The organism is Paraburkholderia ribeironis (assembly GCF_900019265.1).
GTDB lineage: Bacteria > Pseudomonadota > Gammaproteobacteria > Burkholderiales > Burkholderiaceae > Paraburkholderia > Paraburkholderia ribeironis.
In genome coordinates this window covers 1-22,391 of sequence record NZ_CYGX02000013.1, presented here as the reverse complement: position 1 = coordinate 22,391, position 22,391 = coordinate 1, and the positions used below count along the sequence as shown (strand labels likewise).

Sequence of the window (22,391 nt, the reverse complement as noted above, 5' to 3'; positions counted from 1 at the left end):
TGTTCGAACCGGCTCGCGGGTTGCCCCGGCTGTGCTGCCGGGGCAACTGCCAGATAGTTGGGTGTGCTTCCTCTTCCTCTTCCTCTTCCTCTTCCTCTTCCTCTACCTGGCCAGCCTCACTCCCGCATCAACGGATACGCAACTTCGTGCGCACCGTATACAGCGCCAGCAAACTCGCCACCGCGCAGAACATCAGATAGAAACCGGGCGCGAGTTTGTTGCCGCTTGCATCGATTAGCCACGTAATCACAAACGGCGCAAAGCCGCCGAACACCGTCACGCCGATGTTGTAGCTGACGGAGAGGCCGGTTGCGCGCGTTTGCGTCGGGAAAATCTCGGACATCAGCGCGGGCAGTGCGCCAAAATACGTCGCCTTCAACGCGCCGATCCAGACCAGCGCGAGCAGCATCGTCGTGAACGACGGATGCGCGTTCATGTAGATGAACGCCGGATAGACCGTCAGCAGCATCAGCACAGCGGCTGTCGCCATGATGCGAATCCGTCCGCAACGGTCGGACAGGTGGCCCGCGAACGGCGTGAGCACCGTTAGCACGACGCCGGTCGCGAGCGTGGCCGAGAAGCCAGTCGATGCGGGCAGATGCAACTGCTTGATCGCATAGGTCGGCATGTACAGGATCATGTAGTTGGCCGCCGTCGAAATGATCAGCGACCCGATCGCGAGCAGCATGCGGACCTTCTGCGTGCCGAACAGATCGCGCAGCGGCGTGCGGGCTTTCGGCTGCGCGTCGAACTCGGCGCCCTCGTCGATGTAGCGGCGAATGTAGAAGCCGACCGGGCCGATCGCGAGGCCGAACAGAAACGGCACGCGCCAGCCCCACGATTCGAGTTGCGCGGCTGTGAGCTGGCTCGTCAGCAACGCGCCGAAGCCGGACGCGAGCAGCGTCGAGAGACCCTGGCTCGCGAACTGCCAGCTGCCCATGAAGCCGCGCCGCTGCGGCGCATGCTCGACCAGAAACGCCGTCGACGCGCCGAATTCGCCGCCTGCCGAAAAGCCCTGCACGAGACGCGAGAGCATGATGCCTGCGGGCGCCCACAGGCCGATTGCCGCGTACGGCGGCATCACGGCGATCGTCAAGGTGCCGATCATCATCAGCCCGATCGACAGCAACAGCGACGCCTTGCGGCCGGCGCGATCGGCCAGCGAACCCAGCACGAGGCCGCCGAGCGGACGGATCAGGTACGAGATGCCGAAGGTGCCGAGCGTGAGCATCAGCGAAACGGCTTCGGTGCGCGCCGGGAAGAACAGTTTGGCGATCGTCACCGCGAAGAAACCGTAGACAATGAGGTCGAACCATTCGAGCGCGTTGCCGATCGACGCCGCGAGAATGATGCGATGGGCCTTCGCGGCGGACGGCCGCGTGGCGCTGACGGGCAGGGCGGATGTGTTCATCGTGCAGAGGTCTCCTAACGTTGCGAATAGCGGCATGCCGCTGCGTCCGATCGCTTGGGCGCGGCATGGATTTCGTGCGGGCTGGTTTGGTTTTGGTTTGGTTGGGTTCTGCCGGATCAGCTTGCGGTTTGTGCCGCGTCTGCCGGGCGCACTGCCTTCGCCGTTGCATGCGGTGAGTTCTCGCCAAGATCCCAGAACAGCCCCGCCATCATCTGCAGTCCCTCGCGCACGACCGGCCCGAGTAAATGCTCGTTCGGCGCGTGCTGCGAGCAGGCCGGGTACGAGTGCGGCACCCAGATGGTCGGCAAGCCGAGCGTGTCGGCGAATACTTCGTTCGGCAGCGTGCCGCCCAGATTCGGCAGCACTGCTACCTTTTTGCCGGTGGTCTGCTCGAGCGATGCGACGGCCCACGTGACCCACGGATCATCCGGGTTCAGCCGCGTGGCCGGCGCGCCGCGCTCGACGTCGATGGCTACCAGCTCGAAGCCGTGCGCATCCAGATGCGTGCGCAGATGCCGTTCGAGGTTTTGCCAATCGGTGCCGACCACGAAGCGCAACTGGCAATACGCGAACGCCGACGGCGGAATCGCGTTGACCGGGTTCTCGGGATTGCCGGCCTTGAAAGCCAGCACTTCGAAGCTGTTCCAGCCGAACACGCGTTCGGGTGCACTCAGGCCTGGCTCGCCCCAGCCTTCGTCGACCTCCGGGTCGCCGGGACCGCCGCCCACCGTGATGTCGGTGAGCGCATTGCGCACCGCAGCGCGGATCGGCGGCGGACGCAGGCCATCGACGGCAATCACACCACGCGCATCGACGAGGCTCGCCAACGCATTCGCCAGCACTGTGGCCGGATTGCGCAGCAGTCCGCCCCAGTTGCCGGAGTGATGCGCGCCGTCGCGCAGGTTCAACGACAGCTTGAAGTTGACCGCCCCGCGTGAACCAAGGAATACGGTGGGGCGGCGCGCGGCGACACGTGGGCCGTCGGAGGCGATCAGCACGTCAGCGGCCAGTTCATCGCGGTGCGCGCGGCAGATCGCGTCGAGTCCCGGCGAGCCGGTTTCTTCGCCCATCTCGATCAGCAGCTTCGCGTTGAAGCCGAGCTGACCGCCGCGTGCGGCCAGCACGCTCGCCAGCGCGGCGAGGTTGATGGTGTGCTGCCCCTTGTTGTCGGCGGTGCCACGGCCGAACCAGCGCTCGCCTTCGATCCTTACCGCCCACGGCGTGAGCGGCGCGCGCCACTGGCTGTCGTAGCCGCGCACGACGTCGCCGTGGCCATAGATCAGCACGGTTGGCAGATGATCGCCCTCATGGCGGCTGGCGATCAGGAACGGCCCGAAACCCGCCGCCGGGTTATCGACGATGCGCGTTCTGAAACCGAGCCGCTTTGCCTCGGGCGTGATTTCGTCGGTCAGATACGACAGCAGCGTCGCGGCTCGATCGCTCTCCTGACTCTCGGTACGAAAACCGACGCGACGGTCGAGATCTTCGAGGAAGGCGCCGGATTCGAAATGCCGGGTCGCGTGCTCGACGGCCTGGGTGCGGCTCATGATATGTCTCCAATCGGGGTGCGGGGCGGGGCGCGGTCGGATGTTCGTTCTGGATCGACCTTGGCCTTTAGTGTTGAATCGCGTTGAATCGATTCTAGGAGGCCGTCTTTTTTGTCACAATGATCGTGTTTCGAAGCTTGCGTTGCCGAAAAGGCAAAGTGCAACGCAAGGAGGCCGCGAGCCTGCAGAGCGTTCGCAGCCGTTCGCACCCGTTCACCCACGCTGGCTCATGCTTGCATGACCTGAATGAGGCATCCCCATGGCACTTTCGCTACACGGTATTGCGCTGCGCTACTTCGTCGAAGTCGCGCGCAGCGGCTCGCTCAGCGACGCGTCCGAGCGGCTGCACGTCGCGGTGTCGGCGATCAGCCGGCAGGTGGCGCGGCTCGAAAGCGAGCTCGGCGTGACGCTGTTCGAGCGGCGTCCGCGTGGCATGGCGCTGTCCGAAGTGGGCGAGCGTTTGCTGGCCTACGCACAGCGCAGCCTGCTCGAAGCCGAGCATGTGATGAAGGAGATCGGCGGGCTCGAGAGCTTGCACGGCAGCATGATCAAGATCGCCAGTTCGGAGGGTTTCGCCGCGGATTTCCTGCCCGCCGCGATGGCCAGTTTTCGCAGCCAGTATCCGGGCATCGATTTCACGCTGTCCGTGATGTCGCCAAACGAAGCGACCCGCCGGGTGCGTGACGGCGATGCCGACCTCGCGCTGACGTTCAGCCTCGCGCCGGAAAAGGGCGTCAAGGTCGAGCACACCGAACGGGCGCCGGTGCTAGCGCTGCTGCGTGCCGATCATCCGCTGGCCAGGCGCGCGAAAGTGTCGCTCGCCGAATTGCGACGCTATCCGCTGGTGCTGCCCGAGCCCGGCACGACGATACGCCAGTTGATCGATATCACGTGCGCGCTCGAAGGCATCCTGCTCGAACCCGATCTCACCTGTAACAACAGCGGCGCGATGTATCGCTATGCGCAGAAGTCCGGCGCGGCCATGTTCACGGGGCTGCTGTCCGTACGCGATCGCTATGCTGGCGACGGCTTTGTCGTGATGCCTTTGACGCATCCGCAAATGCGTCAGCGCAGCATCCAGGTGCAGACGATGGCGGGGCGCGAATTGCCACCCTCAGTGCGTGCATTCCGTGATTACCTGATCGCGCAAATGGTCGATGCGAAGCCGGCCGACGCGACCGCGGCGAAGGCAGCTCGCAAGCGCAGCAGGCGCTTGCCATAGGGGCGGCAAGGCGACGTTGGAGATCCCGACGAGGGACGGCATCGCGCGGCAAAAGCGTTCGAAGCCGATGCCGCGTGTGACTGACGGAAAGGCAAATCTCCCTGCCGGAACCCGAATCACGACCTACACTGTGGGGGACGAGGCGGCCGCACAGGCGAGCGTTGCGTGGCTTGCGATGCTGCAACGCACACCAGTGGTAGGATTCAGCCCGAAAAATCTAACGCGGTGCGCAAACCTTGCAGCGTGCCCGTCAACCATGGAGCGATAGGACTCAGGACATCGAATGGCCCAACATAAAACCAATCCAAAACTCGAGCAGGCGCTCACGCGCGGGGATCTTGCTATCCGTCAGGCGAACTCCGCGCGAGCGACCGCATTGCTGCGTGCGCTGGGCAAGATGATCGTCGATGCTTCGGCAACTATCGGCGTGGAAGCGTTCACGCTGATTGCCGACGGCGACAAGATTTACGATCCGGCCGACGGACTGTGGCCGCAGGAACTGCAGGTCTCGCTCGACGGTCCCGTCGAGGAAGCCGATCCGGACGAAGTGCGGCGCGTGCGCCTGATCGCCGACGATCCGGGCACCGTGTTCCGGGTCGAATGGCAACGCGCCGATGGCAAGATCGGCCGTCAGGATGGCGGACCGTTCGCGACGGTAGCGTTCATTTCGGACGTCGATATTCCATGGTCGGACGACGAGGACTGAAGCCGATCCGTTGCTGATCTATTTTGCCGCGGGCGCCGGTGCAAAGCTGCTCGCCCGTGGTGATCCGCGGCTCTTGAACGCTTGCGTCCAAGGCTGCGCGCCTATTTCATCATCCTCCGGCGGAACAGGATCGCCGAGACGATGAACCCGCCCACCGCATAAGCCGCCAGCACGGCCAGGTGCACAGCCGCATTGTCCATGGGCCGCGCGAGCATCGCCGGGCGGATCAGATCGACGGCATGCGCGAGCGGCAGCAGCCCGGTCGCGGCCCGCGCGGCCGCGGGCAGTTGCGAAGCGGGAAAGAACACGCCCGACAGCAGCAGCATCGGCGTCAGCACCAGCGTCTGGTAAAACATGAAAAAGTCGTACGACGGCGCGAGCGCCGTGACCACCATCGCGATACTCGCGAACGCGAGCCCGGTCAACACGATGACCGGCAACGCCAGCAGCATCGACGGGAAATTTGCGTAGCCCAGCGCGCCGGCCACCAGCATGATCGCGGCACCCGAGAGCATCGACTTGCTGCCCGCCCACATCACCTCGCCGAGCACGATGTCGCCGAGCGTCAGCGGCGTATGCATGATCGCTTCCCACGTACGTTGCACATGCATGCGCGAGAAGCCCGAATACATCGACTCGAAACTCGCCGACATCATCACGCTCGACGCCACCGTGCCGGCCGCCAGAAACGCGATGTACGACACGCCGTCGACGTGCCCGACCATCAGTCCGAGTCCGAAGCCGAGGCCGAACAGGTAGATCATCGGGTCGGCCAGATTGCCGAACATCGACGCGAGCGCGAGCTTCTTCCACACCAGATAGTTGCGCCGCCACACCGCGATCCAGTTGATGGCGTTGGCGGGGAATGCGGCGAACGACGCCTGCTTCGACGGCGTGTCGCCCGGGGCCTGGTAAGTGCGTGCGTCCATTGCGTGTCTCGTGCTGTGTGTTAATCGCTGAAGCGCGCAGCGCGCGGCGTGTCTGTCGGTGCGCGTCGTCAGTCCTGCATCTCGCGACCCGTGAGCCGCAAAAACACGTCCTCCAGATTCGCCGGGCGATGCAGATAGCGTAAATCGGCGCGCTGCTTGAGTCGTGCATGCACGGGCTGCGCGTCGTTCACGTAGCAGAACAGCGTCTCGCCGCTGATCTCGGTGCGCTGGGCGAGTGGCGCCAGCTCATCGCGCAACGCAAACGGATCGGGTCCGTAGATCTCGATCACGTCGCAGCCGATCTCCGAGGCGATCAGTTCGCGCGGCGCGCCTTCGGCGATCTTGCGTCCTTCTTCGATCACGCACAGCCGATGACAGAGACGTTCGGCTTCTTCCATGAAGTGCGTGGTCAGCAGAATCGTCTTGCCACGCGCAAGCAGCGAGCGCAATCGCTCCCAGATCAGATGCCGCGCCTGCGGATCGAGGCCGGTGGTCGGCTCGTCCATGATCAACACGTCGGGATCGTTGACGAGCGCGCGTGCCAGCGTGAGGCGCCGCTTCATGCCGCCCGACAGCTCGCTGACGCGTGCATCCGCCTTGCTTTCGAGTCGCGCGAATTCGAGCAGCGACGGCACCGCCGCGCGGCATTGCGCGGCGCTCAGGCCGAAGTAGCGGCCGAACACCAGCAGGTTTTCGCGCACCGTGAAATCGGGATCGAGATTGTCGAACTGCGGTACCACGCCGACGCGCGCCCGCGCCAACCTCGCGCGGCCCGGGATCGGTTCGCCGCACAGACGGATCGTGCCGGCGTCCGGTGTCGCGATGCCGAGCAGCATGCGCAACGTGGTGGTCTTGCCCGCACCGTTCGGACCGAGCAAGCCAAAGCATTCTCCCGCGTTGACATGAAACGACAGTCCATCGACGACGGTCTTGTCGCCGTAGTTTTTCTTGACCTCGTGGAATTCAATCGCTGCTTCAGGCATAAATCGGTCGAGGCTCCGGGAAATGATGCGAATGGCCGGGAAGGTCGCTTATTCTAGGACATCGGTCGATTAAAGTTCGCGGCGCCACCGCGCGTTCGAGGCGATGTTTTGCGTTGCAGCATGCATTCTCAAGACCCGTGCGACGCGGCTCGAACCCCGCGTGCACCGGTTCGGCGCGCATGGAATGTTCACTTAGCGTTTTCCATCCCTTGCAAGCTGAATTGCGGCGCACCATGATTCACTTGGAACGCGCGTCCCGCGCGAAGGGAGAAAACCATGGCGAGCTACCAGAAAATCCTGCTGTGCTACGACGGCTCGCGCGAAGGCCGCAAAGCGCTACGTTGCGGCGCCGACCTCGCGTTGGAACTGAAGGCCGAGACACATTTGCTGTCGGTGGTCGACATGCGCTCCAGCATTGCGCAGAGTGCGGGCCTGCTGACCGATGTGGCGTGCGGCAGTTTCGAAAAGACGGCTCGCGACATCCTGCAGGAAGGGGTGAACTGGCTGACCGAGCGCGGCGTCAATGCGCAAGGGCATTTCGCATTCGGTCATCCGATCGACGAGATCGCGAACCTCGCCAATGAGTTGCATGTCGACCTCGTGGTGGTCGGCCACCGCTGCCGCACCGGATTGTCGCGGTGGTGGATGGGCGCGGGCAACACGCCCTTGCTCGACCGGGTTTCGTGCAGCATTCTGGTGGCCTGTTCTTCCCCGCAGGAACAACAGCAAGCCGCGGCTTGACAGGTTGCCTCCAGGCGACCCGTCGCGTGGGAAGGCCGCGCGGGTCCGGTAGCTAGCCGTGGCGGCCAGCCGGTCATTCGTTCAGGTCGATCGCGGCAAGCTTCCACGTGAACAGACCTTCACGCCGAAAGATCGCCGAGTAATGGGCGTCGCCGGTGCCGCGCCGATACGTGACGACGAACTCGTTGAGGCCGCGATAGCCGGCCGTGCTTTGCCGTTGTGGCGGAGCAGCGTTGGTGTCGGCATGGTTGGCGGCGTCTGCCGCGGCAGGCGATGCGGGCGCTTCAGCGGCAGCGGCAGCGGCAGGCGGATTGTTCGCGGCGGACTGTTCGGGCGGCCGCTCGCCTGGGTCGCCATGCGGCGGCATGCCGTTCAGCAGTGCGGCGACGCCGTCCGGTGTCGCATAAGCGTCCACCAGCGGACCGAGCAAGGTCACCCCGATCACCGCGCCGATGGTGGCCAGCTTGCTGTTGCTGTCCAAATCCAGCCGACGTGACAGCAGGCCGGCGATCTGCTGCTTCAGGCTGTCGCGTAACGCGGGAAAGTCCACATACTGATTGACGGTTTGCGCGTCGCGAGCATCGGCTGCGCGTTTGAGATTGTTCAGCGCGATATACGGCGAGGCGTAGGCAAATCCGAGTGCGGCGACCACGATGATCACGACCAGCGTGATGACCAGCGGCCGGGCGGTGCTGCGCTTTGTGCGTGTCGAGGCTGTCATTGATCGGACTCCCATCAGGTGCGATCTAACGTGGACCATGGTCACGCAAAAACGATCCCACACGGATGCGAATATCTGAACCGCAGGTCTGACCGCGCAATACTCGAACGGCCAGGCGCGGTGGGTGGCACGGTGGATGGCACTCCCGCGCTGAATCTCCGGACTCGCTCCGGACTCGCTCAGGACCGGCTCACGATTCAAATACCGCACCGTGCAGGTTGGCTTCGTCGGCGATACAACGATCGATCATGCGGCACACCGCATCGACCGTGCCGACCATGATCAACCGCGACGGTCCATGATAAACCCGCACCGGCGCGCGCCGTGCCGGTGCGGCCGTGTTCAACCCCGAATTCAGCGATACGCGCGCAAACGCCGGCAACGAGGACGGCGAGCGCGATGCTTCGGCGGGTGTGTCGAACAGCGATAGCGTGGTCGCCGTGGACGCCTCGATCAATGAGCAGGGCACCAGTTTGCGCAGATGACGCAGACGACCGAACTGGCGAAAAGGCAACAGGCGGGCAAGGCGTTCCATGAATCTCTCCGGGCGATGCAACGTGAAAGCAACGTGGATGCGGCGTCGATGCGGCCTGGGTGCGGCCTGGATGCGGCGAACCGGCGCCAACGGGCTTGGCTAGAACTCGCCGGGCCGGATCAGCCCCACGGCGATCCCTTCCAGCGCGAAATCCGCGCTGCCGGTTTCAACGAAGATGTTCTCGTAATCCGGGTTCTCCGCGATCAGCTCGATGCCGTTCGGCCGGCGCTTCAGGCGCTTGACCGTGACGTCGTCGCCGAGCCGGGCGATGATGATCTGGCCGTCTTTGGCTTCGCTTCTTTTCTGCACCGCGAGCAGGTCGCCGTCGAAGATGCCCGCGTCGCGCATGGACAGTCCGCGCACTTTCAACAGGTAGTCGGGCTTGCTCGAGAACAGCGCCGGGTCGCAGGTGTAGTGCTGCGAGATATGTTCCTGCGCGAGGATCGGGCTACCGGCGGCCACCCGGCCGATCAGCGGCAGCGACAGCTGCATGATGCTGGCGTGCGGCAGCGTGAACTGGTGCGGCGCGTCGTCCTGACCCGGCAGCAGACGGATGCCGCGCGACGCACCGGCCGCGAGTTCGATCACCCCTTTGCGAGCGAGCGCGCGCAGGTGTTCTTCCGCCGAATTGGCCGAGCTGAAGCCCAGTTCGGCGGCGATTTCCGCGCGGGTGGGCGGAAAACCGGTGCGTTCGATCGCCCGGCGGATCAGATCGAAAACCTGCTGCTGTCGTGCGGTGAGTTTTGTCATGGCCACTGTATGTATGAACAGGTGCCTGTATTTTTATACAGTATTCGGCGCAATTCAAGCTTTACTTTAAGTTCGTCCGGACAGGGGCCGCTCAAGCATCGCCGAACGACGTCGAAGCAACGGTTTTCGTGCCGCAACGCCTTATCCGGCTGTCATTACCACTTTTGCATATTAAAAAATGAATAAACATTATTTTTAATGATGAAAGCCGTTCGATAGACTGCCCTCCAGTTGCCGCTCATGTGCACGTGACCGCGACCCAAAACGACACCAGGACGCTCTTTGCAGCGGACCACAACGCGGAGAAAGTTGACATGAACCATCGGCATACGGGGCTGGCAGGCAGGACCAGGCAACTCATCGCGGCGCTGGCATTCGGCGCGGCGAGCGCGCTCGGCGGGGTCACCCAGGCGCACGCGGACACGACGCTGCTGAACGTCTCCTACGACCCGACGCGCGAGCTGTATCAGGACGTCAACCAGGCGTTCGGCAAAGAATGGAAGGCGCAGACCGGCGAGACGGTCACCTTCAAGCAGTCGCACGGCGGCTCCGGCGCACAGGCGCGCTCGGTGCTCGACGGCTTGCAGGCGGACGTCGTCACCCTCGCGCTCGCTTACGACATCGACGCGCTGGCGAACAAGGGATTGCTGGACAAGGGGTGGCAAAAGCGTTTGCCCGACAACGCGTCGCCGTACACGTCGACGATCGTGTTCCTGGTGCGCAAGGGTAACCCGAAGCACATCAAGGACTGGGACGATCTGGTCAAGCCGGGTGTGTCGATCGTCACGCCGAATCCGAAGACCTCGGGCGGCGCGCGCTGGAACTACCTCGCGGCATGGTCGTATGCCGCGCATCAGCCGGGCGGCAACGACCAGAAGGCGAAGGAATTCGTCAGCAAGCTGTACAGGAATGCAGGCGTGCTGGATTCGGGCGCGCGTGGCGCGACCACCAGCTTCGTCCAGCGCGGTATCGGCGATGTGCTGATCGCATGGGAAAACGAGGCGTTCCTGTCGCTGAAGGAGTTCGGCCCGCAGAAGTTCGAAATCGTCGCGCCGTCGGTCAGCATTCTGGCCGAGCCGCCGGTCGCCGTGGTGGACAAGGTGGCCGACAGGCACGGCACGCGCAAGCTCGCCGACGCGTATCTGAACTTCCTGTATAGCGAAGAAGGCCAGGAGATCGCGGCGAAGAACTTCTACCGTCCGCGTTCGAACAAGGTACCGGCCGAGCTGACCGCGAAGTTTCCGAAGCTGAAGCTGTACACGGTGGACGACTCGTTCGGCGGCTGGGCCAATGCGCAGAAGACGCACTTTGCCGACGGCGGCGTGTTCGATTCGATCTACCAGCCACAGTAAGTCCCGTTGCCGGCAACGGCAACGGCAATGGCAACGTGGCGCGGTGACGCGCCACTTCCGGGCGCGCCCAGTGGGCGCGCTTTCGGCTAGCTGGAGTCCGGCAGCTGGCAATCGGTGATCAACCCGGCGATTGACACACAAGCAACAACAACTGAACGAGTATCCAGCATGACGACGTTGACCTTCCGGAAACCGAGCGCATTGCCCGGTTTCGGCCTGACACTCGGCATCACGGTGGCGTATCTGAGCCTCGTGGTGCTGATTCCGCTTGCGGCGACCTTTCTCAAGACCGCGACGCTCGACTGGGACCAGTTCGTGCGCGCGGTGAGCTCGCCGCGGGTGCTCGCGTCGTATCGCCTGACGTTCTTCTCGGCGCTCGGTGGCGCGCTGATCAACGCGGTGTTCGGCTTCCTCGTCGCATGGGTGCTGGTGCGCTATACGTTTCCGTTCAAGCGTATCGTCGATGCGGTGGTGGATCTGCCGTTCGCGCTGCCTACGTCGGTGGCCGGCATTTCGCTCGCGGCGGTGTATTCGGGCAACGGCTGGATCGGGCAGTTTCTCGAACCGCTCGGCATCAAGATCGCGTTCACGCCGGCGGGCGTGCTGGTTGCGCTGACCTTCATCGGATTGCCATTCGTCGTGCGCACGGTGCAGCCGGTGCTCGAAGAGTTCGAGCGCGAACAGGAAGAGGCGGCCGCGTGCCTCGGCGCATCGCGCTGGCTGACGTTTCGCCGCGTGGTGTTGCCGGCGGTATTCCCCGCGCTGCTGACGGGCTTTGCGCTGGCGTTCGCACGCGCGCTCGGCGAATACGGCTCGGTGATCTTCATCGCCGGCAACGTGCCGATGAAGTCGGAAATTACATCGCTGCTGATCATCACCAAGCTCGAGCAATACGACTATGCCGGCGCGACGGCGCTGGCGGTCGTGATGCTGGTGGTGTCGTTCCTGATGCTGCTGTTCATCAATAGCTTGCAGTGGTATCTGCAGCGCCGCACGAGTCGTGGCGGCGCGGGACCGGCGCCCGCGGCCGCCGCCAGTGTCGCGGCAATCGGCGCAGGTGTGCAATGAGCCGCCGGCCTGTGGATGACGTGAATGACGTGAATGACGTGAATCGCGCGGACAACGCCGCTGCCGTGGCCGCGGTGGCGGTCGCACCGCAAGCGTCACAGAAGCTCGCGCGCCGGCCCGACCCGGTGAGCGAACCGCGCCTGGTGCGCTGGCTGCTGACCGGCATCGCGCTGCTGTTTCTCGCGCTGTTTCTGGTGGTGCCGCTGATCGCGGTGTTCTATCAGGCGTTGAACAAGGGCCTCGGTTTCTATCTGGAGTCGCTCGCCGATCCGGATGCGCTGGCGGCGATCAGGCTGACCGTGATCACCGCCGCGATCGCCGTGCCGCTGAACCTGGTGTTCGGCCTCGCCGCCTCGTGGTGTATCGCCAAGTTCGAGTTTCGCGGCAAGGCGCTGCTGACCACGCTGATCGACCTGCCGTTCTCGGTCTCACCGGTGATCTCGGGCTTGATCTATGTGCTGATGTTCGGCGCGCAGGGCTGGTTCGGCCCGTGGTTGCAGGACCACAACGTGCAAATCATCTTCGCAGTGCCAGGCATTGTGCTGGCGACAATCTTCGTCACGTTCCCGTTCGTCGCACGCGAGCTGATTCCGCTGATGCAGGCGCAAGGCAACGACGAAGAAGAGGCCGCGCACGTGCTCGGCGCATCGGGCTGGCAGATCTTCCGGCGCGTCACGCTGCCCAACGTCAAGTGGGGCCTGCTGTATGGCGTGATTCTGTGCAATGCGCGGGCGATGGGCGAGTTCGGCGCGGTGTCGGTGGTGTCGGGCCATATTCGCGGACAGACCGACACGATGCCGTTGCATGTCGAGATTCTCTACAACGAGTACAACTTCTCGGCGGCATTCGCCGTTGCGTCGGTGCTGGCGCTGCTCGCGCTCGTGACGCTCGCGCTGAAGCTGCTGGCCGAGCGCCATATGTCGGCGGAACTGTCGGCCGCGAGCGAGGTGCCGGCCTATGCCGGCCCGCCGATGCAATCCGCGGCTTCACATGTGGCTTCACACGCGGCTTCGCATGCGGCTTCGCACACGGCTTCAAACACGGCTTCACATTCCGCTTCGCCTTTATTTCCGCAGTCCGTCAATGCAGCGCATGCAGCGCATGCAGCGCATGCATCGCAGCAACGGCAGCAACACCCGCTCAAGCAAGGAGAGCTGTAATGGGTATCACCGTTCGTAACCTGCACAAGCGCTTCGGCGATTTCGTCGCGCTCGACAACGTCTCGCTCGACTTCCCGCCGGGTGAACTGGTTGCGCTGCTCGGACCGTCGGGGTGTGGCAAGACCACGTTGTTGCGCGTGATCGCGGGACTCGAATACGCGGACGGCGGCCAGGTCGAGCTGCAAGGCCAGGACGTCGCGGCGGTCGGTGCGCGTGAGCGCGAAGTGGGCTTCGTGTTCCAGCATTACGCGCTGTTCCGTCACATGACGGTGTTCGAGAACGTGGCGTTCGGACTGCGCGTGAAGCCGCGCAAGGAGCGGCCTGCGGAAGCGGTGATCCGCGCGAAGGTGCATGAGCTTCTGAAGCTCGTGCAGCTCGACTGGCTCGCGCAACGCTATCCGTCGGAACTGTCGGGTGGTCAGCGGCAACGGATCGCGTTGGCGCGGGCGCTGGCGGTCGAGCCGAAGGTGCTGCTGCTCGACGAACCGTTCGGCGCGCTCGATGCAAAGGTGCGCAAGGAGTTGCGCAGCTGGCTGCGGCGCCTGCATGACGATCTGCATATCTCGACGATCTTCGTCACGCACGATCAGGAAGAAGCGCTCGAAGTGGCCGACCGCATCGTCGTGCTCAATCGCGGCCACGTGGAGCAGGTGGGCAGCCCGCAGGACGTGTATGACCATCCGCAGACTTCGTTCGTCTATGAGTTTCTCGGCGCGGCGAACCGTCTGCACGGCAACGTGGACGCGAGCGGTTTCGTGGTCGACGGCGCGGCGCTGCCGGTCGCGATCAGCGCCGGCTTTCGCGGTCCGGCGTTCGCGTACGTGCGGCCGCACGATCTGCAGTTGTACCCGCAGGCGTCGGGGCATCGCGAAGGCATCGTCGTCGACGTGCGGCGCGTGGTGACACTCGGCGGCTCGGTGCGTGTCGAGCTCGCGGGCCGTGAGGGCAATCTGCTGGAAGCCGAACTCGACCGTGAAGCGTGGCGCGATCTGCAACTCGCGGTTGGCGATGGCGTGACGGCCGTGCCGCGTGCGTTGCGCGTTTTTCCGGCGCAATGAGGCCCATGAGAGCAGCGCGCGAGCCGTGCATCGGTAGCGCAGCCGCACACAGCGTTTAGGCGTTTCGGCGTTTCGATCGAACTCAAACAACTCAACTCTGGCTGAACCGGAGACATACCGATGAATTTCCAGCAATTGCGCTTCGTGCGCGAGGCCGTGCGCCAGAACATGAACCTGACCGATGTGGCGAACGCGCTGTACACGTCGCAGTCGGGCGTGTCGAAGCAGATCAAGGATCTGGAGGACGAACTCGGCGTCGACATTTTCGTTCGGCGCGGCAAGCGCCTGACGGGCCTGACCGAGCCAGGCAAGGCGGTGCATCAGCTGATCGAGCGGATGCTGCTCGATGCGGAGAATCTGCGCCGCGTCGCGCGCCAGTACGCCGATCAGGACAGCGGCCACCTCGTGGTGGCGACCACTCATACGCAGGCACGTTACGCGCTGCCGAAGGTGGTCCGTCAATTCACCAAGGTGTTTCCGAAAGTCCATCTGGCACTGCGCCAGGGCAGTCCGCAGCAGATTGCGCAGATGATCATCAACGGCGAAGCGGATATCGGCATTTCGACCGAGGCGCTCGACCGCTTTCCGGATATCGTCACGTTCCCGTGCTACTCCTGGCATCACGTCGTGGTCGTGCCGAAGGATCACCCGCTGGTGGGCCGGCCGAATCTGACGCTCGACGAGATCGCCGAATTCCCGATCGTCACCTACGACCAGGACTTCACGGGCCGCTCGCACATCGACCAGGCGTTCGCGAAAGCGGGCGCGTTGCCCGACGTGGTGCTGACCGCAATCGATGCCGACGTGATCAAGACCTATGTCGAACTCGGCATGGGCATCGGCGTGGTCGCGGCGATGGCCTACGACCCCAAACGCGATACGGAGCTGGTCGCGCTCGACACGCAGCATCTGTTCGAAGCGAGCACGACGCGCGTTGGCCTGCGCAAGGGCGCGTTCCTGCGCGCCTATGCTTACCGGCTGATCGAGATGTTCGCACCGCAGTTGAGCGAGGCGGACATCGCCGCGCAATTGCGCGAGGCGGCCTGACGGCTGCGCCGGGCCGTCGAGGTCCGGCGCGTGAGTCGTGTGGCCGCGCGGCGCATCGCTTACAATCGCCGCCATGAATACTCAGACTTCCTCTTCTTCCGCGCTGCCTTCGGGCCAGGGCTCCACGTCGGTGCTGCCGCGCATCGCCGTGCTCGCGACCGGCGGCACGATCGCCGGTGCGGCTGCGGACGCGACCAACACGTCCGGCTATCAGGCGGGCGTGGTCGGCGTCGATCAATTGCTGGACGCGGTGCCGGCGTTGTCCACGGTGGCGCGGATCGCGCCCGAGCAGATTGCGAGCGTCGACAGCAAGGACATGGCGATGGCGCTGTGGACCACGCTCGCGCAGCGCATCAATACGCTGCTCGCGAGCGACGACATCGACGGCGTGGTCGTCACGCACGGCACCGACACGCTGGAAGAAACCGCCTACCTGCTGCATCTGACGATCAAGTCCGACAAGCCGGTCGTGCTGACCGCCGCGATGCGCCCGGCGTCGGCGCTGTCCGCCGACGGTCCGCTGAACCTGCTGAACGCGGTGACGGTCGCGGCGCATTCGCGCTCGCACGGGCAGGGCGTGCTGGTGGCCTTCAACAACCGGATTCACAGCGCACGCGACGTGGTCAAGACGAGCACCTATGCGGTCGATGCGTTCCAGTCGCCCGAGATCGGCGCGCTCGGCTGGGTGCAGGACGGCCGTGTCGAATTCCAGCGCGGCGTGGTGCGTGCGCACACGCTCGCGACCGAATTCGTGATCGGCCCGAACTGGCCGCTGGTCGAAATCGTCGTGAGCTATGCGGGCGTTTCGCGTAGCACCGTGGATGCGTTGGTGGCCGGCGGCGTGCGCGGTATCGTCGTGGCGGGCACTGGCAACGGTTCGATTCACGCATCGATGCAGCAGGCGCTCGCCGATGCCGCTTCGCAGGGCGTCGCGGTGGTGCGCTCGTCGCGCGTGGGTTCGGGCCATGTGATGCGCAACGGCGCGGCCCCCGACGATGCGCTCGGTTTCATCAGCGCAGGCTCGCTGAATCCGTACAAGTCGCGGGTGCTGTTGATGCTCGCGCTGGCCGCGGGCGGCACCGGGCCGGTCGCGTTGCAGAAGGTCTTCGATACATACTGACGCGGCACCGGGTGGTTCGCACGCCATCGCGTGGCGAAGCCGGCACAACGATGAATCCGACAGCCGGACACCCGACGACGACGTCTGACCGACCAAGGCTTCCCCGGCGTCGCCGGGTGCCGCTGCGGACCCCACTTGCCGCTCTCAGCCCAGAGCGGCACGATTTGCCTGTTGGCCGCGCGTACCGCGCGACCAACGGGCGCCCCACCTGCGCCTGCGATGACGTCGACGACGCGACGCTCACGGCAAGCTTGATGACTGCCTGACGCATTCCTCATGTGCAGCCGATGACGCTCGCAGCACGCTCACAGATTGACCTGTCGCTGCATGACGTTGACTGATGGCGCATCGCCGCCGCGCACGCATGGGACTCGCACAGGCAACCCGCGCTGTCGCGCGGCGCTGCGACACCCGCCGCGACACCTCCTCGCAACGAACCGCATCAAGCCGCCTTGGTTTCGCTTTCCGGCGCTTGCGCGACCTCGTAGTTCGCCATGATTTCCAGCGCGCGCACCATTGCCGAGTGATCCCACTTCTTGCCGCCGTTCGCCGCGCATACGCTGAACAGTTGCTGCGCGCTGGCCGTATGCGGCAACGCGATGCCCAGCTTGCGCGCGCCGTCGAGGGCGAGGTTCAGGTCCTTCTGATGCAGTTCGATCCGGAAGCCCGGGTCGAACGTGCGTTTGGTCATGCGTTCGCCATGCACCTCGAGAATCCGCGACGACGCGAAGCCGCCCATCAATGCGCGGCGCACGCGCTCCGGATCGGCGCCCGAGCGCGACGCGAACAGCAACGCTTCGGCCACCGCCTCGATGTTCAGCGCGACGATGATCTGGTTCGCCACCTTGCAGGTCTGCCCCGCGCCGTTCTCGCCGATCAACGAGATGTTCTTGCCCATCAGCTCGAACAGCGGCCTGGCCGTTGCGAAGGCCTGTTCCGGCCCACCCACCATGATCGTCAACGACGCTTCACGCGCGCCGACTTCGCCGCCGGACACTGGCGCATCGAGGTAGTCGACGCCCAGCGCGTTGATCTTCTTCGCGAAGGCCTGGGTGTCGAGCGGCGAGATCGAACTCATGTCGATCACCAGCTTGCCCTTCGTCAGGCCGGCGGCGACGCCGTCGTCCGCGAACAGCACGTTGGCGACGTCAGGCGTGTCCGGCACCATGATGATGACGATGTCGGCGGCCTGCGCGACCGCGGTCGAACTGGCCACCACGCTGGTGGTTCTGGCGAGGTCTTCGGGCACCGGGTGGGCGCCGTTCACGAACAGCGAGTGACCGCCCTTGACGAGGTTGCGCGCCATGTGCGCGCCCATGATGCCGAGGCCAATGAAGCCGATCTTTGCCATGTGTCTGAATCTCCAGAGTGGTTGGCGGCGCTGTGCGCGATTTTGCGTGCAATTTTTGCGTGCGACTCTTGCGTTCGATCTTGCGTGCGGTCTTGCGTGCGGTCTTGCGCGTGATTCTTGCGCGTGATTCGCGCGCAGCGCCGGATGTGCGCGATGCCGCGCTCAGGCGGCAGCGTGCGCCGCGCCGCGGATCTGCCCGGCCACGCTCTGCACCCAGCCGAGTCCGGCGGTGGTGGTGGTGCGCGGCTTGTATTCGCAGCCGACGTAGCCGTCGTAGCCGAGCGCGTCGAGCAGCGCGAACAGGAACGGGTAGTTGATTTCGCCGGTGCCCGGTTCGTTGCGGCCGGGATTGTCGGCGAGCTGGATGTGTGCGATCTGCGGCAGATGCCTGGTGATGGTCGCCGCGAGTTCGCCCTCCATCCGTTGCATGTGATAAATGTCGTATTGCAGGAACAGGTTGTCCGAGCCGACCGCGCGAATCACGTCGAGGCCCTCGCTCGAACGGTTCAGCGCGAAACCGGGAAGGTCGTATGCGTTGCACGGCTCGACCAGCAACTTGATGCCGGCCTTCTTCAATTCGGCCGCGGCAAAGCGCAGGTTGTCGACGATCGTCGCGCGCACCTTGTCGGCATCGACGCCCGCCGGCGCAATGCCGACGAGGCAATTCAGTTGCGGCACCTGCAGCGCGCTCGCATAGTCGATCGCACGGCCAACGCCTTGCTGGAACTCGCCGACGCGATCCGGCAGACACGCGATGCCGCGCTCGCCGGCTTCCCAGTTGCCCGCGGGCAGGTTGTGCAGCACCAGCTTCAGGCGGTTCTGCTGCAGACGCTCCTTGAGTTCCGTGATCGCGTAGGGATACGGAAACAGGAATTCGACGGCGTGAAAGCCTGCGTCCGCCGCCGCCGCAAAGCGTTCGAGGAACGGGACTTCGTTGAACAGCATCGTGAGATTCGCTGCGAATTTCGGCATGGTGCGTGGGTCTCTCTGGTCGGTCAGGGAAATTGCGTCGTGGCGTGAGGTGCGCTGTCGCCAAGATCGGGCCGCGCCGCCTGTAGCGCTTGCAGCGCGGCCCGATCGCTCACACGTGTTGCAAGCTCAGCGGATCAGTCGAGCATGCTGATCGCGGTCGGCGCGTCCTGGCGCGTCGCGGCCAGTTCCTCGAACTCGTTGATCGCGTCGATCTCGGTGCCCATCGAGATGTTGGTCACGCGCTCCAGAATCACTTCGACGATCACCGGCACGTTGAACTCGGCGAGCATCGACTGCGCTTTCTGCAATGCGGGCTTCAGTTCTTCCGGCTTGAACACGCGGATCGCCTTGCATCCCAAACCCTCGGCGACCGCGACATGGTCCACGCCATAGCCGTCGGTCTCGGGCGAGTTGATGTTCTCGAAGCCGAGCTGCACGCAATAGTCCATCTCGAAGGCGCGCTGCGCCTGGCGGATCAGGCCGAGGTACGAGTTGTTCACGACCACGTGCACATACGGCAGCTTGAATTGCGCGCCCGCCGCGAGTTCTTCGATCATGAACTGGAAGTCGTAGTCGCCCGACAGCGCGACGATCGGCCGTTGCGGATCGGCGGCGCGCACGCCGAGCGCCGCGGGAATGGTCCAGCCGAGCGGGCCGGCCTGGCCGCAGTTGATCCAGTTGCGCGCCTTGTACACGTGCAGGAATTGCGCGCCGGCGATCTGCGACAGACCGATCGTGCTCACATAGCACGTATCGCGGCCGAACACCTGGTTCATCTCCTCGTACACGCGTTGCGGCTTCATTGGGACGTTGTCGAAGTGCGTCTTGCGCAGCATGGTCCGCTTGCGTTGCTGGCACTCGGCGACCCATGCACCGCGATCCTTCAGCTTGCCGGCGGCTTGCCATTCGCGCGCCACTTCGACGAACAGTTCGAGCGCCGCCTTCGCATCCGACACGATGCCGAGATCCGGGCCGAACACGCGGCCGATCTGGGTGGGCTCGATATCCACGTGGACGAACTTGCGGCCCTTCGTATAGACGTCGATGCTGCCGGTGTGGCGGTTCGCCCAGCGGTTGCCGATGCCGAGCACGAAGTCCGATGCGAGCATCGTCGCATTGCCATAGCGGTGCGACGTCTGCAGGCCGACCATGCCGGCCATCAGCGGATGGTCGTCGGCAATCGCGCCCCACGACATCAGCGTCGGGATCACCGGCACGCCGACGGTTTCGGCGAACATCACCAGCAGGTCTTCGGCGGCGGCGTTCAACACGCCGCCGCCCGAGACGATCAATGGCCGGTGGGCATCGTTGAGCATCGCCAGCGCGGCTTCGATCTGCTTCCTGGTTGCCTTCGGCTTGTAGACCGGCAGCGGCTCATACGTGTCGATGTCGAATTCGATCTCGGCGAGTTGCACGTCGATCGGCAGGTCGATCAGCACCGGACCGGGACGGCCCGAGCGCATCAGATGGAACGCCTGCTGGAACACACGTGGCACCTGCGCCGGTTCGCGCACGGTCACGGCCCACTTGGTGACGGGCTTGGCGATCGATTCGATGTCGACGGCCTGGAAGTCTTCCTTGTACAAACGAGCGCGCGGCGCCTGACCGGTGATCGCGAGAATCGGGATCGAGTCGGCCTGAGCGGAATACAGACCGGTGATCATGTCGGTGCCGGCCGGCCCCGACGTGCCGATGCACACGCCGATGTTGCCCGCCCGTGCACGCGTATAGCCCTCGGCCATGTGCGACGCGCCTTCGACGTGACGCGCCAGCACGTGGCTGATGTTGCCCGCGCGGCGCATGGCCGAGTAGAACGGGTTGATCGCTGCGCCCGGTACGCCGAACGCGGTATCGATGCCTTCTTTTTCGAGCACCTGGACGGCTGCGTCGACGGCTCTCATCCTGGCCATGAATGTCTCCTCAATGTCTGGAAATGGGCGAATCACAGGCTGTTGAGGGCACTTTAGGCTTGAGCGAAAGGTTTGATAAGATCAGTCAGCGTCGCTTATTTCGAAACAAAAAGTATGGAATGGCATGCGGCCCGTCAGGCGGCGTGTGCATGGGAGACAGCCATGGATCGTTTCAAACAGATCGAAACCTTCGTGCGCGTCGCGGATGCGGGCAGTCTCGCGGCGGCGGCGCTGGAAGAGGGCGTGTCGCCGGTGATTCTCGGCCGCCGCATCGATGCGCTGGAAAAACGCCTCGGCGTGAAGCTGATATACCGCTCGACGCGGCGGCTGGTGGTCAGTGAAGACGGCGCGGCGTTTCTGGAACGCTGCCGCGGCCTGCTCACCGAGTGGGATCAGGCGGAAAACGAACTGAGCGCCGGACGGCGCGCGGTGAACGGCCATCTGATCGTGTCGGCACCGGCCGCCTTCGGCCGCAAGCACGTCGCGCCGCTCGCACCGGCCTTTCTCGCCGACAAGCCGGAGCTGCAGCTATCGTTCAATCTGACCGACCGGGTCGTGGACCTCGTGCGCGAAGGCTACGACCTGTCGATCCGCATCGGCGGCGCGGTCGATCCGAACTTCGTCGCGGTGAAGCTGGCGTCGAACCGGCGCGTGGTGTGCGGCACACCCGACTACTTTCGCCGGCACGGCAAGCCGAAAACGCTTGAAGACCTGCCGCGCCACAACTGTCTCGCGTTCAATCTGCAGGGCGGCCAGAACCGCGGCTGGTACTTCCGCCGCAACGGCAAGCTGGTGACCGTGCGGGTAGGCGGCTCGCTCGACTGCAACGACGGCGAGCTGCTGCATCGTTGGGTGTCCGAAGGATTAGGGCTCGGCTGGCGCTCCACCTGGGAGATCCAGCAGCAACTGGCGCGCGGCGAGCTTGAAACGGTGCTCGACGACTATGCGCTGCCCGACTACGACATCCTCGCGGTCTACCCGCAGCAGCGCTACGTGCCGGCCAGGGTGCGCTATTTCATCGATTATCTGAAAGAGGTCTACGCCAGCGAGGATTACTGGAACCGTCCGGCTTACTAGCGGACATCTGTGTGCCGAGCTTGCGCCGGTCTTGTTCGCGGATTCTTTTTTCGGATTCTTTTTTCGGATTCACAGCGGCAGCGGGAATAAACTCGGCATGTGGGCGGTTATGCGGTAACAGGCACGTTACGACAGGCACGTCACGACGCGCCGCACTGTATAGCCGCAATGAGCCGCAATGCCCTGGAGGGCCGAGGTGGTCCAGACCGATTCAGACGCCGAGCGCGACCGAGCCGAAACCGATGCAGCGAGGAGCCGCCGATTCCAGCAGCTCGCGCTGCCGCATCTCGATGCCGCGTACAACCTCGCGCGCTGGCTGTGCGGCAATACCAGCGACGCCGAGGACGTGGTTCAGGAAGCTTTCATGCGCGCGTTCCGGTTCTTCGACACATTTCGCGGCGACTCGGCGCGAGCGTGGCTGCTGGCGATCGTGCGCCGTACCTGGTACACCGAATGGCGGCGGCGCGGGCCGTCGCACGACATGCTTGAGTTCGACGACACCATGGACGATGCCACTTTCGACGGCTGGAGCGCGGGCGGCGCCGATCCGCAGGCGCTGCTGATCCGCGACGAGGATACGAAGCGGGTCCATGAAGCGCTCGCGCAGTTGCCGGTCGAGTACCGCGAGGTGCTGATCCTGCGCGAACTCGAGGAGATGGGGTACCGCGAGATCGCGGCGGTGGCTGATCTCCCGATCGGCACGGTGATGTCGCGGCTGGCGCGCGGGCGTG

The 22,391-nt window shown here is 64.6% G+C and carries 21 protein-coding genes; 11 read left to right on the top strand and 10 right to left on the bottom strand.

Annotation, left to right across the window (positions count from 1 at the left end; all coding sequences use genetic code 11):
• Nucleotides 1-127 precede the first annotated feature (127 nt).
• Entirely contained in the window at nt 128-1,411 is a 1,284-nt protein-coding gene (locus BN2475_RS07085) for an MFS transporter (RefSeq protein WP_094778850.1), read from the bottom strand.
• A 116-nt stretch (nt 1,412-1,527) separates the two neighbouring features.
• A complete protein-coding gene (locus BN2475_RS07080) occupies nt 1,528-2,958 on the bottom strand; it encodes a M20 family metallopeptidase (protein WP_094778849.1) in 1,431 nt (476 codons plus the stop codon).
• Nucleotides 2,959-3,217: 259 nt separating this feature from the next.
• Between BN2475_RS07080 and BN2475_RS07075 the strand changes: the two genes are divergently transcribed.
• Entirely contained in the window at nt 3,218-4,180 is a 963-nt protein-coding gene (locus tag BN2475_RS07075) for a LysR family transcriptional regulator (RefSeq protein WP_094778848.1), read from the top strand.
• A 283-nt stretch (nt 4,181-4,463) separates the two neighbouring features.
• On the top strand, nt 4,464-4,886 hold the full coding sequence (locus tag BN2475_RS07070) for a hypothetical protein (protein ID WP_094778847.1): 423 nt from the start codon (nt 4,464-4,466) through the stop codon (nt 4,884-4,886).
• A 101-nt stretch (nt 4,887-4,987) separates the two neighbouring features.
• Here BN2475_RS07070 and BN2475_RS07065 read toward each other — a convergent pair whose 3' ends face one another.
• Nucleotides 4,988-5,815, bottom strand: a complete 828-nt coding sequence (locus BN2475_RS07065; protein WP_094778846.1) for an ABC transporter permease — start codon at nt 5,813-5,815, stop codon at nt 4,988-4,990.
• A gap of 68 nt (nt 5,816-5,883) precedes the next feature.
• Nucleotides 5,884-6,798 (bottom strand): nodulation factor ABC transporter ATP-binding protein NodI, encoded by a 915-nt coding sequence (nodI, locus tag BN2475_RS07060; RefSeq protein ID WP_094778845.1) that lies wholly within the window; start codon nt 6,796-6,798, stop codon nt 5,884-5,886.
• A 276-nt stretch (nt 6,799-7,074) separates the two neighbouring features.
• Between nodI and BN2475_RS07055 the strand changes: the two genes are divergently transcribed.
• Entirely contained in the window at nt 7,075-7,539 is a 465-nt protein-coding gene (locus BN2475_RS07055) for a universal stress protein (RefSeq protein ID WP_094778844.1), read from the top strand.
• 73 nt (nt 7,540-7,612) lie between these two features.
• Here BN2475_RS07055 and BN2475_RS07050 read toward each other — a convergent pair whose 3' ends face one another.
• The 3 genes from BN2475_RS07050 to lexA all read right to left on the bottom strand — a co-directional run bounded on the left by BN2475_RS07050 (nt 7,613) and on the right by lexA (nt 9,545).
• Nucleotides 7,613-8,260: a DUF2939 domain-containing protein gene (locus BN2475_RS07050; protein ID WP_094778843.1), complete on the bottom strand. Its 648-nt coding sequence runs from the start codon at nt 8,258-8,260 to the stop codon at nt 7,613-7,615.
• 190 nt (nt 8,261-8,450) lie between these two features.
• Nucleotides 8,451-8,795, bottom strand: a complete 345-nt coding sequence (locus BN2475_RS07045) for a hypothetical protein (protein WP_094778842.1) — start codon at nt 8,793-8,795, stop codon at nt 8,451-8,453.
• 99 nt (nt 8,796-8,894) lie between these two features.
• Nucleotides 8,895-9,545 (bottom strand): transcriptional repressor LexA, encoded by a 651-nt coding sequence (gene lexA / locus BN2475_RS07040; RefSeq protein WP_094778841.1) that lies wholly within the window; start codon nt 9,543-9,545, stop codon nt 8,895-8,897.
• 314 nt (nt 9,546-9,859) lie between these two features.
• Here lexA and BN2475_RS07035 point away from each other — a divergent pair, with 314 nt between their 5' ends.
• The 6 genes from BN2475_RS07035 (at nt 9,860) to BN2475_RS07010 (ending at nt 16,350) form a co-directional block, all read left to right on the top strand.
• A complete protein-coding gene (locus BN2475_RS07035) occupies nt 9,860-10,897 on the top strand; it encodes a sulfate ABC transporter substrate-binding protein (RefSeq protein WP_094778895.1) in 1,038 nt (345 codons plus the stop codon).
• A gap of 168 nt (nt 10,898-11,065) precedes the next feature.
• Nucleotides 11,066-11,965 carry a sulfate ABC transporter permease subunit CysT gene (gene cysT, locus BN2475_RS07030; protein ID WP_094778840.1) on the top strand — a complete coding sequence of 300 codons (900 nt, stop codon included), beginning with the start codon at nt 11,066-11,068 and terminating at the stop codon, nt 11,963-11,965.
• Entirely contained in the window at nt 11,962-13,125 is a 1,164-nt protein-coding gene (cysW, locus tag BN2475_RS07025; protein ID WP_245841166.1) for a sulfate ABC transporter permease subunit CysW, read from the top strand. The genes cysT and cysW overlap by 4 nt, the downstream gene beginning before the upstream one ends.
• The gene (locus BN2475_RS07020; RefSeq protein WP_094778839.1) at nt 13,125-14,183 is read left to right on the top strand and encodes a sulfate/molybdate ABC transporter ATP-binding protein; all 1,059 of its coding nucleotides are present in this window, start codon (nt 13,125-13,127) and stop codon (nt 14,181-14,183) included. Before cysW ends, BN2475_RS07020 begins: the two co-directional genes overlap by 1 nt.
• 120 nt (nt 14,184-14,303) lie before the next feature.
• On the top strand, nt 14,304-15,230 hold the full coding sequence (locus BN2475_RS07015) for a CysB family HTH-type transcriptional regulator (RefSeq protein WP_094778838.1): 927 nt from the start codon (nt 14,304-14,306) through the stop codon (nt 15,228-15,230).
• 73 nt (nt 15,231-15,303) lie between these two features.
• Nucleotides 15,304-16,350, top strand: a complete 1,047-nt coding sequence (locus tag BN2475_RS07010; RefSeq protein ID WP_094778837.1) for an asparaginase — start codon at nt 15,304-15,306, stop codon at nt 16,348-16,350.
• Nucleotides 16,351-16,792: 442 nt separating this feature from the next.
• Here the strand turns inward: BN2475_RS07010 and BN2475_RS07005 are convergent, their stop codons facing one another.
• The 3 genes from BN2475_RS07005 to gcl form a co-directional block, all read right to left on the bottom strand.
• Nucleotides 16,793-17,839, bottom strand: a complete 1,047-nt coding sequence (locus tag BN2475_RS07005) for a 2-hydroxy-3-oxopropionate reductase (protein ID WP_143325738.1) — start codon at nt 17,837-17,839, stop codon at nt 16,793-16,795.
• A 24-nt stretch (nt 17,840-17,863) separates the two neighbouring features.
• Nucleotides 17,864-18,673 carry a hydroxypyruvate isomerase gene (hyi, locus tag BN2475_RS07000; RefSeq protein WP_094778835.1) on the bottom strand — a complete coding sequence of 270 codons (810 nt, stop codon included), beginning with the start codon at nt 18,671-18,673 and terminating at the stop codon, nt 17,864-17,866.
• 134 nt (nt 18,674-18,807) lie between these two features.
• Nucleotides 18,808-20,583 (bottom strand): glyoxylate carboligase, encoded by a 1,776-nt coding sequence (gene gcl / locus BN2475_RS06995; RefSeq protein ID WP_094778834.1) that lies wholly within the window; start codon nt 20,581-20,583, stop codon nt 18,808-18,810.
• 162 nt (nt 20,584-20,745) lie between these two features.
• On the opposite strand from gcl, the gene BN2475_RS06990 reads away from it, so the two are divergent.
• Together BN2475_RS06990 and BN2475_RS06985 are read left to right on the top strand one after the other, a co-directional pair.
• A complete protein-coding gene (locus tag BN2475_RS06990; RefSeq protein WP_094778893.1) occupies nt 20,746-21,660 on the top strand; it encodes a LysR family transcriptional regulator in 915 nt (304 codons plus the stop codon).
• Nucleotides 21,661-21,856: 196 nt separating this feature from the next.
• Nucleotides 21,857-22,391 (top strand): RNA polymerase sigma factor (locus BN2475_RS06985; protein WP_174641890.1); only part of this gene is annotated, 535 nt, incomplete at its 3' end.